The organism is Noviherbaspirillum sp., from assembly GCF_036846085.1.
Classification (GTDB): domain Bacteria; phylum Pseudomonadota; class Gammaproteobacteria; order Burkholderiales; family Burkholderiaceae_D; genus Noviherbaspirillum.
The window spans coordinates 1-14,713 of record NZ_DAIUCO010000124.1 but is presented as its reverse complement, the minus strand read 5'-3'; the positions used below and the strand labels follow the sequence as shown (position 1 = coordinate 14,713).

The 14,713-nt window shown below is 61.0% G+C and carries 5 protein-coding genes; all 5 read right to left on the bottom strand.

From position 1 onward, the window contains the following. A partial coding sequence (locus V7080_RS15035) for a condensation domain-containing protein (RefSeq protein ID WP_334189206.1) occupies positions 1-1,981 on the bottom strand: 1,981 nt, incomplete at its 3' end. Between the two features lie 861 nt (positions 1,982-2,842). After that, positions 2,843-4,231 carry a TolC family protein gene (locus tag V7080_RS15030; protein ID WP_334189205.1) on the bottom strand — a complete coding sequence of 463 codons (1,389 nt, stop codon included), beginning with the start codon at positions 4,229-4,231 and terminating at the stop codon, positions 2,843-2,845. A gap of 2 nt (positions 4,232-4,233) precedes the next feature. After that, a complete protein-coding gene (locus V7080_RS15025; protein ID WP_334189204.1) occupies positions 4,234-6,225 on the bottom strand; it encodes a MacB family efflux pump subunit in 1,992 nt (663 codons plus the stop codon). Continuing rightward, complete coding sequence (locus tag V7080_RS15020; protein WP_334189203.1) at positions 6,222-7,412, bottom strand: efflux RND transporter periplasmic adaptor subunit; 1,191 nt, start codon at positions 7,410-7,412, stop codon at positions 6,222-6,224. Before V7080_RS15020 ends, V7080_RS15025 begins: the two co-directional genes overlap by 4 nt. An 85-nt stretch (positions 7,413-7,497) precedes the next feature. Further along, on the bottom strand, positions 7,498-14,713 hold a 7,216-nt coding region (locus V7080_RS15015), incomplete at its 5' end, for an amino acid adenylation domain-containing protein (protein WP_334189202.1).

The following is a 14,713-nucleotide window of genomic DNA, read 5'->3' as shown; positions in this document are numbered from 1 at the left end:
CGAGCATGTAGGACAACCGGTCTGCCGGGTAGTCCGGGTCCAGCGGCACATAGGCACCGCCGGCCTTGAGTACGGCCAGCAAACCAACCACCATGTCGAGACTACGTTCCATGCAGATCGCAACGCACGCGTCGGGAACCACGCCAAGCTTGCGCAGATAACACGCCAGACGGTTGGCTTGTGCGTTGAGCTCGCCGTAGCTCAGCTGCCTGTCCTCCAACACCACTGCGACAACCTCTGGTGTCTTCCCGGCCTGCGCTTCGAACAGGCGGTGGATGCACTGGTCATGCGAATTATCCACTTCGGTGGAATTCCATTCCAATAGCAGCTGACGAAGCTCTACTTGCGGCAATATATCGAGGCTGCGAAGCCTCGCATTTGGTGCGTGCTCCAAAGCGTCCGCCAAGCGTTCCAATGCTGATTCCATATAGCCGCATACGCGGCGATGGTCGATCGGCGATTGCGCCTGTACATTCAATGTCAAGCCGGCCCCGGAATCGTCAATATTCAGGCAAAGCGGATAGTTGGTACGCTCCTCCGAACCCAGAAATTCGATACCATTTCCGATTGGCGGTGCGTCTTCCATCGCGCCTTCCGGATCGTGTCCGACATTCGCGTTGAAGCGATAATTCAGGATTGCCGTCAACAATGGTGTCGGCGCCGCGATACCGCTACAACCTTGCGCAAGCGAAAGAGGCGCATGTTCATGCCGGAGAAGCTCGGCAAGCAGTAAATGCGTACGCTGAACGCTGGCTTTTACAGATTCTTCACCGATCTGAATTTTGATTGGCAGCGTGTTGATGAACATGCCCAGGACTCGATCAGCACCTTCACCCCCTTGCAAGCGCCCGGCAAGTACCGTACCGAAAACAACGTTGTCACACCCGGAGATGCGAGACAGTACTTGCGCCCATGCCAGATGGCATACGCTGGCCATGCTCACGTCCAGCGCACGTGTACTCATCTGCAATCGTTTCACAAGCTCCGGTGCAAGGTCGTGCCTGCTTTCGTCAATACCTGATCCGTCGCCGTCGACCGTGGCAATGCCAAATGGTATCGTCGGTTCGTTCACGTCCCTCAACATCGTTTGGAAGAACGCTTCATGTTCCTGGCGACTCACTCCCAACCGAGCCTGGGCTATGAAGTTACGAAATGGAAGCGGCGGCGGCAACAGATGGGACTGCCCCGCCATGATCATCTCAACTTCATGGCGCAGAATATCCATCGTCGTGTGATCAACCACCAGATGGTGGAACAGATGCAGCACCGTCCACTGATCGGTCGCCGGCTCATGCGCAAAGCATATGCGCATTAACGGAGCCTGCCGCACGTCCATACGAAAACCTCGCGCATTGAATTTCTCGCGCAACTGTTCAACCGTATCAATCGGCAGGGTGTCGAGCGCAACCTCCTCAACCACTAAAGAGGCTCGTCGCTGCACCACCTGGACAGGCTCCCGCAGGCCCTCCCACAGTATCGCCGTCCGCAGAATGTCGTGGCGGTCGACCACCGCCTGTGCTGCCTGGACGAACTTGTCAAGAAGCGCACGGCTGGCAAAACGATAAAGGCCATGCAGTAGATATGGGTCGGCACCGCTATTCATCAAGTGATGAAACAACAGACCTTCCTGCAGCGGCGCCAGCGGGTAAATGTCCTGCACATTGGCTGCGCCACCGGAAACTCGATCAACAACGGCAGCGACTTCGTCGACCGTCAACTCCACGAGCGGCAGCATGTCGGGGGTAATATCGTCGCACCCCGCCGGGATCTCATTCGGCGGGACCACGACTACCGTTTCTCTCGGACCAACGTACTGACCTGACTTTATCAGTTCGAACAGTTCGTCCTTGTGTTGCCGGAGAAGATTGACGAGAGCAGGAGCAAGGACATCTTTTTTCCCATGCACCGCCAGATCCGAACCTTTAACGGAGAGCGCAATATTAATTCGATTCAGTTGCGCCAAAAGTTCGATAACCGTCACTGCTGTCTCCTCTTATTCTTCTCTTCCGGCAGCTCTCCAAATTCCTGGAGGACGCCTTTTTGCTAGCTATCCTATGTACAAAGCGTTCGACGTTAGTTCTGGCATTCCAAACCCCGGGGCCTGTAGAAAGGTTGTCGCAGCTAACTCCATTGCGCCCTGGCACCTGCACGATGCGAACGAACGTCGCCCCGCCACCGAGATGGCGGAGGCACTATGTCTTCGCTGCTGAGTTCGATGTCTCGCGCCATATGCTGCGCAAGCTAATGCGACGACCCGCTGCATAGCGAAGTTTGCAACTGCAAGAGGTGCAAGTGACGGGTAAGATCGGCGTCTAGAGGATGCGGGGCATGGCCCGCTCATGCGCGGGTTCACCTCTTCGCGAATGATGGGTGGAGAGTTTGCTCGAATTACGTTCTCCGGTTCGTGGCATTCAAGATGCTTCAGTACCGCGTACCGTCCGGGCTTGATGAGCCCGACGAGCGCGGACTTATCATAAGGCAACATTGCGAGCATGGATGGCGCAAATACCCGGCGCTTGCCGTGGATGGCGAGTTCGGCGTCCTTGACCGATAACGTCCAATTGTCCTGGCCAAGCTGTCTCGAGAGCTCGTCTAGCGTCACCCGGGTCTCCTTTTGCGTCCGATGTATTTATCTGTACCGAAGCGGGATATCAGCATGTTGCGTGCCATGCAAAGCGCTTGCGTAAGCTACTGAAATTGCTGAATTTTTTTCAGCGAGTTCGGGTGGAGAGCAATGTGACGGCTGAAAATCCGGAATACCGCGGACCAGGTTCCGGGAAAAGTAAAAGGGGAATAGATACGCTGGGAGGCGACGCGACGCCGGGGTCCAAGCGGACACCGGCTACTGCACCGCGCGTGCCTCGCCTCCGAGCGCGATGAAGAGATCGACGATATTGGTTAATCGATTGACACGGTTCTCCAGCAGCGCCGCCTCCGCATCGCGGCGTGTCTGCTCGGCATCTAGCAGGATGTTCAGTTGGATCGCTCCGGCCCTGTAACGAATCTCGGTAATCCGCGTCATTTCTTCGGCCGCGGCAAGCGACTTTTCGAGCAATACGTGTTGCTCCTCAAGACGGCTACGCGCAGAGAGGGCGTTCTCCACTTCACTGAACGCCCGGTACAGGGCTGCACGAAAAGTGACGATGGCCCTTTCGTAATCGCTTTTGGCAATATCGTGGTTGAGTTGCCTTTCTTTCCACTGCAGGAATGGCAGTGTTACGCCCGCGCCCAGCACAGCAACCGGGCTTTTCAAGATCTGGGCAAGTTCGATGCTCGTGCTGCCAAGGCCTCCTGTCAACTTCAGGGTGGGATAGAAGCTGGCACGGGCGGCATCCGAAATGGCGAGCGCCTCGCGCAAGCGCAACTCGGCCGCGCGGAGGTCGGGACGACGCCCGAGCATATGCGCAGGCAGGCCAAGATCGACCGCCGGCAATGCAGTGCGCGGCAACCGCAGCGGTTCAGTACGCGGAGCTTGTGGCGGCCCATCGAGCAGGATGGCAAGCGCATTGTGGTTTTCCACGCGCTGCTGCTGCAATTGGGACAAATTTGCGCGCTGCGCGAACACCACCTGCTCCGCCTGGTGCACCTCGAAACGGGAAAGCGCGCCGCTTTCATAACGAACGCGTGTCAGATCGAGGATTCTTTCCAATGCGGCGACATTTTGCCTTGTCAGTGCAATGCGTTCGTTCAGATAGGCAATGCGCCAGTAAAGCGTCATCGTGGTACCGACCACGGCCAAGGCTATGTTCTCCTTGTCTTCGGCAGTCGCCCTGGCTTCTAGTGTGGCTGCGTCGTACTCGGCCGCGAGCTTGCCCCACAGGTCGAGATCGTGGCTCACGCCACCAGTAATGCCGAAGCTGCGCTTCAACATGTTGTTGGTGGAGTCCAGGCCGCGCCGCATTTCCGTATCCAAGGTGGTGCTGAAGGAAGGTGTGCTTCGGTCCTCAGCTAACCCGGCTGCAAGCTGGGCACGACGCACGGTGATGGCTGCCTCAGCAATTCGCGTATTGCGCAACAGCGCGGTATCGATCAGCGTTTCCAGTTCGGCATCGCCGAAACTGCGCCACCAGCCTTCCGTTTTATTTGCCTGCGCTCCAGCCGATGCGTATTGCCATTCTCCGGGAGTGCGCGTATCGGGTGCGACATGCGGCGAACGCTTCAAGCCGGCGCAGCCTGCCAGAAGCAGGATGGCGATTGCGCAAACTGCACGCGTCCCGAGTCCGATTTCCATTCTCATTCCCTCGCAAGCGCCTGTACCGGATCGAGTTGCGCCGCCTTGCGAGCCGGCAGAAAGCCGAACGCAACCCCGATCAAGGTCGAAACCAGTATCGCGACCAATATCGAAGCGTTCGAGTAGACCAGGTTAATGCCCCCTACGGCGAACATCGCTGTGCGCTGGCTGATTTCGGTGAACAGGATGCCGAACGCGAATGCAAAAGCAATTCCGAGCAGGCCACCGATCAGGCAGACCAGCACCGCTTCGATCAGGAACTGCTGCATGATGTCCGACTGGCGCGCACCGACTGCCATTCGTATTCCGATCTCGGCGGTGCGCTCGGTGACAGAGACCAGCATGATGTTCATGACCCCGATGCCGCCGACCACGAGCGAGATTAGGGCAATAGAGGAAATGAGAAACGTCAACGTCTCTGTCGTCTTCTCGATCGCCTCGCGCATGTTGTTGGCGTTGACCAGGTGGAAATCTTTGCCCCGGTGGCGTGCGCTAAGAAGTTCATCGATACTCCGCTCGGCCGCGTCGACCGGCAAATCGTCGTGCACCTGTACCGTGATCACTTCCAGGTGGGACTGGCCCAGCACCCGTTTCATCACTGTCGAATACGGCATCCAAACGTTCAGGTTCTGGTTGTCGACAAAAGGGCTTTGCCGCGCTTCCGCGACACCGACGACCTTTGCCGGAATCTTCCCCACGAACATCACCTTGCCGATTGCATCGGCATTCCGCCCGAAAAATCGGTCGCGCGTGTTCTGGTCGATAACGAGATCCTGCGACAGACGATCTATGCTGCGCTCGCCGAACGGCTGACCTTGTATGAATTTCATCGAACGCAAGCTGAACTCGGACGCGCCGACGCCATTGATCGAGACGCGCGCAGATACGTTGCGATGACGCGCGGTGGCACTTGCCATCACTCTGGGTGTGACGCTGGCGGCGTACACCTGTGCGGTCAATGCCTTGGCGTCGGCAGGAACCAGATTCTCCTTGCCCAGACCGCGCTCATCGCCTTGGGACTTGCCCGGAAGTATGTCGATCGCATTGGCACCCAGGGTTGAAAGGTCGTCCAAAATGCGCTGCCGGGCACCTTCTCCGAGCGCGACGACCAGTACTACCGAGGCGATGCCGATGATGATTCCCAGCATCGTTAGAAATGTACGAAGGCGGTGCGACAGCATCGAACGCATTGCTATCCTGCCCGCCTCGCGGAATCGATCGACGACGGCTGACGCCGCCCGGCTGCTGGACGCGGAAGTGGAAGCGCGAGTCGCGCCCGGAAGTCTGACCACGCCTGCGGCCTGACCTTGCAGCCGGTCGGAGACAACCACGCCGTCGCTGAGCTCGATGATACGGTCTGCATGGGCTGCCACCTTCATGTCGTGCGTCACGATAATGATAGTGTGCCCATCGTCATGAAGTGCGCGCAACACGTCCATCACTTCGCTGCCGGTTCGCGTATCGAGCGCACCGGTTGGTTCGTCCGCCAGAATGACATCGCCGCCATTCATCAGCGCACGCGCAATACTAACCCGCTGCTGCTGTCCGCCCGAGAGTTGTGACGGCCGATGCCGGGTGCGATCCGCCATACCGAGTCGGTTTAGCAGTTGGTGTGCGCGTTCACGTCGCGCATTGCGGCCCAGATTGGCATATGTTGCGGGCATTTCGACATTTTGGGCAGCGCTGAGTTCGTCCAGTAGTTGATACCGCTGGAAAACGAAACCAAAATGCTCGCGCCGCAGACGGGCAAGTGCATCCGGATCGAGGCGGTCTATTTCCTGGCCTGCCACCTTGTAGCTCCCCCGGGTAGGACGATCGAGACAGCCGAGTATGTTTAGCAGTGTTGATTTTCCAGAGCCCGAAGACCCGACGATAGCGACGATCTCGCCAGCGCGAATGGTGAGATTGATACCCTTGAGCGCGGATACGGTTTCGTCGCCGGTCGGGAAGTCCCGCCACAGCTCCGTGATCTCGATGAGGGGGGCGCCATTCATTTGGCCTTGTCCGATCCTTGGCTGGACGCCATATCGCCGACGATGACACGTTCGCCTTCGGCCAGCCCTTCCAGCACCTGGGCGTCGATACCGTTATTGATGCCAAGCCGGACGGGACGCAATGCAACTTGCCGATCAGCGTTGACAACGCGCACCTGCTGCGAGCCCGCGCTACCGGTCTTGACCAGAGCTGCCGACGGGATCGTAACGGCGTCTTGCGCCTTGGCCAGAACGATGTGCACTTCTGCCGTCATCCCGATGCGAAACTTTCCATCCTTGTTCGGCGCATCGAACAACGCGTTGTAGTAGACCGCCGTGCTGGCATTCCCGTTTTGACCCGCACCCGGAATCGTTTCCTGGGCAATCGAGTCTGGCGCTGGTTCTATAGCTCGCAATACAGCCTGGTAGCGCATGTCGGGCTCACCGAGGATCGCGAAGTAGACTGCTTGTCCGACCCGAACCCGAGTCACGTCTGCTTCGGAAATCTGTGCCTTGATTGTGATCGTGTCCATTTCCGCCAGCTTGACGATCGTCGGCGTCGCCTGGACGGAGTTCACCGTCTGGCCTTCCTGGGCCAGGACCGCGACAACCTTGCCATCCATTGGCGCGGTGATGCGCGTGTAGTTGAGGTCGGTCTGCGCCTTGTCGACCGCGATTACCGATTGCGCAATCTGGGCGTCGAGCGCAGCGACCTCGGCACGGGTGGTATCGAGGGTGGTTTCGGCGGCTTCCAGGTCGGAGCGCGAACTTGCCTCTTGCGCGTGCATGTGCTGCTGGCGCTTGAGCGCAAGTTGCGCCTGTCGCAACTGCGCCGCCTTTGCCTGGCGCTGCGCGCGTACGGAGGCCAGCGCGGCTTGCGCGTCCCGCAACGCATGTCGCTGGGTGGTCGAATCGATTTCGGCAACCAATTGACCGGACTTGACTTCGTCGCCTAACGCAACCTTGAGCGACTTCAACTGTCCGGACACCTGCGCACCTACGCTGACCTGCTTGAGTGCCTGCATCGTCCCGTTGGCGATAACTGTCTCTTCAAGGTCGCGCACCACCGCCGTGGCGGTGATGAATTGCGGTTCGTCGGCGGCCGAACCCTGGTGGTAGACGAATGCATAACCTGCTCCCAGGAGAACAAGCGCCAGCAACCCGCGAAAGGCATATCGGGATAGCGATTTCACTTCAAAGAACGGCATGGGACCTCGGACCGGTTCATAAAAAAGAACGGCGTTTGCCGGCTTGCCGCCGCCGTTCGGCACGAACGAGCACATCGCTGGAGTGTCATATCAGGATCTCCACATCTTCGACCGCCGCGGCCAGTTCGGCCAGGGTCGGTTTGGTAAACAAGGCGCGCACATCGACGTTCAACCCTCTTTGCCGCATACGCTCGGTCAGTGCAACCGCGAGCATCGAATGCCCGCCCAGCCTGAAAAAGTTATCGCGACGGCCGACGCGTTGCAGCTTGAGCAAGTCCATCCAGATCTCGGCCAGCGCCGTCTCCACATCTCCGACCGGCGCTTCATAGTCCTCACCGCGCGTGCCACCGCTCGGCGCGGGCAAGCTCTTGACGTCGAGCTTGCCGTTCTCGGTCAGGGGCATAGCCGAAAGCAAGATCAGCTCGGCCGGCAGCATGTATTCCGGCAGGCGCTCGCGCAGGTATTCCTGTACGTTGCGAACCAGGGTGGCGGAATCGGCCCAGACGGACGGCGCTATTTCCATTCCGGAATCGTTTTGCACCGGTTCGCGACCGGGTCGAACCGCATACACGTTGTGCAAAGGCGTGTTCTTCAACCATTCGTCCTGCTCATGCCGCACCGCGAAGCCGCGCGCCTCCATCATTTCGAGAATGCGTGCCAGCCGACCGCCGACGTCGTGCACCTCCATCACGACCTGGCCGATCTTGGCCCAGTCGTCGTCGTCAATGCCGCACAGTACCTCATATTCGGCGTTTTCGACATCGATCTTGAGCAGGTCGATGCGCTCCACACCCTCTTCCGCGATCACGTCGGATAGGCGTCGGACGCTGCACGTATACTCCTCGCTTTCGAGGCTTGCTGCAACAAACTCGTCCACCAGCGCGCTATCGCCCGCCATGCCTGCGCCTGTCCCGTCCTGTTGATTCAACAGGTAGGACTTTACCGTCAGACGCGCGCCGTCGCTGCGGGCCAGGCTGCTTGACATGACAGTATTGTGCGGATAGAAGGTAAATCGTGTCTGTGCCGTCCGGTCCGACAGTCCGCACTCGAACAGCTTGGCGTTCAGGCCGTACATTTCGGCATTGAGTTGCAGCGAACGGCAGACCGGCGGAATCGGTTCGAACGCATAGATCCTTGTATTCGCGGCCTGCGACGCAGCGAAGAGAGAAAACATCCCGATGTTTGCGCCAACGTCGAAAATGCAGTCGCCGTCGGCGATGCGGATGCCATGCCTGAGATACGAACGGTCTGCGAAGATCTCCTTGTACAGAAATTCGGTTTCCGACTGATTATGGTGAAAGACGGACATACTGTTCGGCAGGCATAGTTGCGCAGCACCAGCGGCGATACCGGACCGCTCCATTCGCAGTGCATTCATGACCGGCGCGGCCTGCTTCTCGGACGGCACCGCATAGCCGACCAGACGCCGATCGCCTGCGCCGTATTCCCTGACCACGACGCGGCCGTCCTGCAAGCCGGGATGCGCGGCAAGCCGCGCCTCGATCTCGCGCAGCTCGATCCGGAAGCCACGCACTTTCACCTGGGTGTCATTGCGGCCCACGAACTCGATGTCGCCATTGGCAAGGTAACGCGCAAGGTCCCCCGAACGGTACATGCGCGCACCCGGTATCCCTGCGAAGGGATCGGGGACGAAGCGTTCGGCGCTCAGGTCGGGACGGTTGAGATAACCACGTGCAACGCCGGCGCCACCGACGTGAATCTCACCTGCCACGCCGGTAGGAACCGGCTGACCATGGCGATCGAGAAGGTAAAGCCTCAAATCCGGTATCCGGCTGCCGATCGGGCTGAAACCTTCGCGTTCGGCATCCTCGATTTCCAGCGGTCGGCAGGTGACATGCACGGTCGTCTCGGTGATGCCATACATGTTCATCAACCGCGCACCGCTGTTCCGCCGATCCGCATACCACGTGGCAAGGCTCGCGGTTTCCAGTGCCTCGCCGCCGAACACGACATAGCGCAATGCATGCGCACCGAGACTGCGCTGCTGCGCATCGATCAACTGGCGGAAGGCGCTCGGCGTCTGGTTGAGCACCGTAACCTCTTCACGGCACATCAACTCATAGAATTGCTGCGGCGAACGTGCCGTCAAAGACGGAACGATGACGAGCCGACCGCCGTGCGCAAGCGCGCCCCAGATTTCCCAGACGGAGAAGTCGAAGGCGAAGGAATGGAACAGGCTCCATACGTCATGCGGGCCAAAGTTGAACCAGTGCTCTGTTGCACCGAACAGGCGCCAGACATTGCGGTGCTCGATCATCACGCCCTTCGGCTCGCCGGTGGAGCCAGAAGTATAGATAACATACGCGAGATGGGATGGGCACAGTCCGGTCTCCGCACGACCAAGATCGTGCGCTGCGTGGTCGCGCCAGCGATGTGCCTCGCTGTCGACGGCGAACACGGTTACTCCCGCCGAATCGAGCACTGCACGGGCCGGCTCGCCGATCTCGGCATGGGTCAGGATCAGCCGCGGCTTGCAGTCCTCCAGCGTGTACGCCAGGCGCTTGGCCGGGTACCCCGGATCGAGAGGCACATACGCGCTACCCGCCTTCAGCACTCCGAGCAGCGAGACGATCATATCGATGCCGCGCTCCAGGCAGAGTCCGACCAGGGTGTCCGGGCCGACACCCTGCTCGCGCAGGAAGCGCGCGAGGCGATTTGCCCGTTCGTTCAGCTCGGCATAGCTGAGCTCGGTGTCTTCATGCACCAGCGCACGGGCATGCGGCGCACGCGCGGCGTGCTGCTCGAACAGTTCGTGGACGAAGGTGCCGGAGGTCTGCTCCGGCGCGATTCGGTTCGCGCCGTCATTCATCTCCTTAAGCAGCCACTGGCGCTCCTTGTCGTCGATGAGCGGGATGCCGTCGACCTTCCCGGCATCGTCGTCCGCGATTGCTTTGAGTACGTTCCGGAAGTAGCCGACATAACGCTCCATCGTCGCGCGATCGAACAGCGCGGTCGCGTACTCGATGCCGCCGACCACGCGCTCTCCCTCCTCCGCCAGATTGATCGTCATGTCGAACTTCGCGACTTCGTAAGCGGCCTGCAGCGGCTCCAGCGACAACCCTGGCATCGCGATCTGCCCTTCGCTGCCGCCGTTTTGCCAGGCAAACATCACCTGGAACAAGGGCGTGTGGGACGTGCTGCGTGGCGGATTTGCGATTTCGACCACGTGCTCGAAGGGAAGATCCTGGTGCTTTTGTGCATCGAGAGCGATTGATTTCACGTTTTGCAGCAGTGCCGCGAGGCAGATGTCTTGCGGAATGCCAATGCGCAGGGCGAGCGTATTGACGAAAAACCCGATCAGCGGCTCGACCTCGGTGCGCATGCGGTTCGCACCTCCGGTGCCGATCACCACGTCATCCTGGCCCGACAGCCGCGCGATCACCAACGCCCATGCCGCCAGCATCGTCATGTACAGGGTGACGCCGTTGCGCTGCCCGATTTCCTTCAAACGCCGCGTCAACTGCGCGTCGATTTCCACTCCGATAGCCGCACCCTCGTAAGACTGCTCGTGCGGGCGCGGACGGTCGGCGGGCGGGCTCGACAGCACCGGGGTGTCGGCCAGCGTTCGCTTCCAGAATTCCGCCTGTTCCTGCAGCACGTCGCCGGAGATCCAGCGTCGTTGCCAGGCTGCGTAATCCGCGTACTGGATCGCCAGCGCCGGGAACGGATCGTCGCGTCCCTCGCAATATGCGCGATACAGCGTCGAGATCTCGCGAATGAAGATGCCCATGGACCAGCCATCGGAAACGATGTGGTGCATCGTGATCAGCAACGCGTGCTCTTCCTGGCCGAGCCGGATCAGCCGTCCGCGTATCGGCGGCCCGTTCTCGATATCGAAGGCGGCCGCGGCTTCCTCGTCGACCAGGACAGACAGCGCGGCCTCGGCATCCCCGCTGGCGCGCAGGTCGAACTCCACTAACTGGAACCCGGTGCCCGGCGGGGCAATCCGCTGGACCGGCACCCCGTCTACCTGCGCGAACGTGGTGCGCAATGCTTCGTGCCGTGCAACGACGCGATCAAGCGCCCGGCGCAGGGCTTCGCGGTCCAGCCGGCCGTGTAGACGCACACCGGTGGGCATGTGGTAAGCCTGGCTGACGCCGCCCATCTGCGCCAGGAACCAGAGGCGCTGCTGGGCATAAGACAGCTCCAGCGGTACATCGCGCGGCACGGACGTGATGGGCGGCAGATCGCTGGCGGCGGCTTCCTTCACCGAGCCGGCAAACGCTGACAGGGTCGGCCGCGCAAACAGTTCGGCCATCGGCACTTCAAGGCCGAGTTCGGTCCGGATGCGGGACACCATCTTCATCACCAGCAGGGAATGTCCGCCCAGCTCGAAGAAATGATCGTCGCGTCCGACCTGCTCAAGTTTCAGCAGGTCTCTCCAGATCCGCGCGACGTCAGCTTCGACCCCCTCTTCCGGCGCAACATGGCTACGCACGACACGGGCCGCCTCGCGCGGGGCCGGCAGCGCGGCCCGATCGATTTTTCCATTTGCCGTGAGCGGGAAAGCGTCCAGCCTGACGTAAGCGGCCGGCACCATGTATTCGGGCAGGTGGGCAAGCAGGTGCGCGCGCAGCGCCTGGGCCGGGATGTCCTGCGCTTCGTCGACCGTGATGTAGTAGGCGATCAGTGAATCGTCGGCGCCGATATCGGCATCGGGCACCACCAGCACTTCACGGAGCGCGGGATGGCGTACCAGCGATGCTTCGATTTCCCCCAGTTCGATGCGGAAGCCGCGAATCTTGACCTGGAAGTCGTTGCGCCCGAGGAATTCGAGTGCGCCATCGAGCCGGTAGCGGGCAAGGTCGCCGGTGCGGTACATCCGGCCGCCGTGGCGGCTGAATGGGTCCGGCAGGAATCGCTCTTGCGTCAGCTCCGGCTGGTTCAGGTAGCCTCGCGCAACGCCGGCGCCGCCGATATGGATTTCCCCCGGCGCACAGAGCGGCACGGGCTGGCCGAAGCGATCCAGCAGGTAAATGCGGGTATTTGCGATCGGGCGCCCGATATGCAATACGTCCGTCGCATCGTCGATTGACCCGGATGTGGCCACCACGGTCGTCTCGGTTGGGCCGTAGTTATTGACGACCACATAGTCCCGGCCGGACGGCGGGCGGCGGCGCAGGCGGTCTCCGCCGACCAGCAGCGTGCGCAAGCCGGCTTTGTGCGGGCAGCGCTCGAAGACCAGTTCCGCCAGCGGCGTCGGCAGGAAGCTGACGTCCAGGTCGGTCTTTTCCCACCAATCGAGGATGGCGTCGAGGTCGCTGCACGTGCCTGGTGGCAGCATCAGTGTTGCGCCGCTGCACAGTGTGGGCCAGATTTCCCAGGCCACGGCATCGAATGCAAGGCCGGCGACGCTTGAACTGCGCTGTCCTGGGCTCACCGCGAAGGTATCGCAGTTCCAGGCAACGAGATTCAGCAGATTGCGATGCTCGACCATCACCCCCTTCGGCCTGCCGGTCGAGCCGGAGGTGTAGATGACATACGCGAGGTGGCGCGGCATGAGCCCGGAAGCCCGGCGGCCTGGATCCTGCGCCGGATAATCCAGCCATTCCGGGTTGCGATGATCGACGGCGATGATGGGCGCATGGGGTTCGGACAGCGCGCGCATCACCGTGTCCGCCGCCGCGTCCGCAGATACGTCGGTGAGTATCGCAACGGGTGCGCAATCGGCCAGCATGAAAGCCAGGCGGTCCGGCGGTGAAGCGGGATCGATGGGAACATAGGCGGCACCCGCCTTCAGTACCGCCAGCATCGCGACAACCAGGTCGACGCCGCGCTCCAGGCATAGCGCAACCCGCGTCTCAGGACCCGCGCCGATTGCCAGCAGACGGTGCGCGATCCGGTTCGCGCACTCGTTCAGCTCGCCATAGCTCAGCTCTTCCGTTCCGCATTGGACGGCGAGCGCATCCGGATGGGCGAGCGCGTGGGCTTCGACCAGCTCGTGTGCACACCTCTCCTTTGGAAAAGGAGCCTCGGTCGCATTCCATTCCTCCAGGAGCCGTGCCCGTTCGTCATCGCCAATCATCCGCAATCGCGACACGGCTTGCGCCTCGGCCGTAGTCATTTCCTCCAGTATGCGCAGCAGGTAAACGACGTGGCGCTCCATCGTTGCCGGATCGAACAACGCCGCGGCGTACTCGATGCCGCCGACGATCCGTCCTTCCAGTTCGGTGAGGTTCAGCGTCAGGTCGTACTTGCTGGTCTGGTAGGCGGCGCCGACCGGTTGCAGTTCCAGGCCCGACAGGGAAAGATCGCCGGTGACGTTGTTATGCCACGAGAAAGTGGCCTGGAACAGCGGGCTGTGCGCCGTGCTGCGTGGGGGGTTGAGAAGTTCCACCACTTGCTCGAACGGCAAATCCTGGTATTTCTGCGCGTCGAGGGTCTGCTGTTTTACCTGTTGCAGCCATTGCGCCACGCTTGGATCGCCGGACAGGTCCATCCGAAGTGCCAGCGTATTGACGAAGAAGCCGATCAACGGTTCCACTTCCGCGCGCGTGCGGTTCGCGACCGGCGTGCCGATGACTATGTCGTTTTGCCCGGACAGGCGCACCAGCACTGCGGCCCAGGCCGCGAGCAGGGTCATGAACAGGGTTGTTTCGTGACGCTCGCTCAACGCCTTCAATTTGCCGCTCAGCTCGGCATCGAGCACGACTTCGATGTAGCCGCTGGTGAAATCCTGCTGCGTCGGGCGCGGGCGATCGGTCGGCAACTGCAGCAGCACCGGCGCCGCGGCCAAGGTTTTCTGCCAGTAGGCCGCCTGGGCTTGCAACACGTCGACGTCGAGCCAGCGCCGCTGCCAGGCCGCGTAGTCGGCGTATTGGATCGACAGCGGCGGCAGTGGATCGTCCTGGCCGTCCCGGTAAGCGTTGTACAGCGTGCTGAATTCGTTGACCAGGATGCCCTGCGACCAGCCGTCGGAGACGATGTGGTGCATCGTCACCAGCAATACATGCTCGTCGTCGCTTATTCGGATCAGCCGGCCCCGCACCAGCGGTCCGGCTGCCAGGTCGAATGGTGCACCGGCTTCTTCATTGCCCAGGCGTTCCAGTTCCGCTTCTGCCGATGCATGCGTGCGCAGATCGTGTTCCTGCAGTGCAAAGCCGATGTCGGCTGCTGCGATATGCTGCACCGGCTGGCCCTCTTCCAGCACGAAGGTCGTGCGCAAGGCTTCGTGGCGTGCCACGATGCGGTCCAGCGCACGCTGCAGGGCAGTACGATCGAGCGTGCCCTGCATGCGCATGCCTATGGGAATGTGGTAAGCCTGGCTGACGCCTTCCATT

Coding starts and splice junctions, on each gene's coding strand:
- V7080_RS15030 (WP_334189205.1), bottom strand. CDS start 4,231: ATGGAAATCGGACTCGGGACGCGTGCAGTTTGCGCAATCGCCATCCTG.
- V7080_RS15025 (WP_334189204.1), bottom strand. CDS start 6,225: ATGAATGGCGCCCCCCTCATCGAGATCACGGAGCTGTGGCGGGACTTC.
- V7080_RS15020 (WP_334189203.1), bottom strand. CDS start 7,412: ATGCCGTTCTTTGAAGTGAAATCGCTATCCCGATATGCCTTTCGCGGG.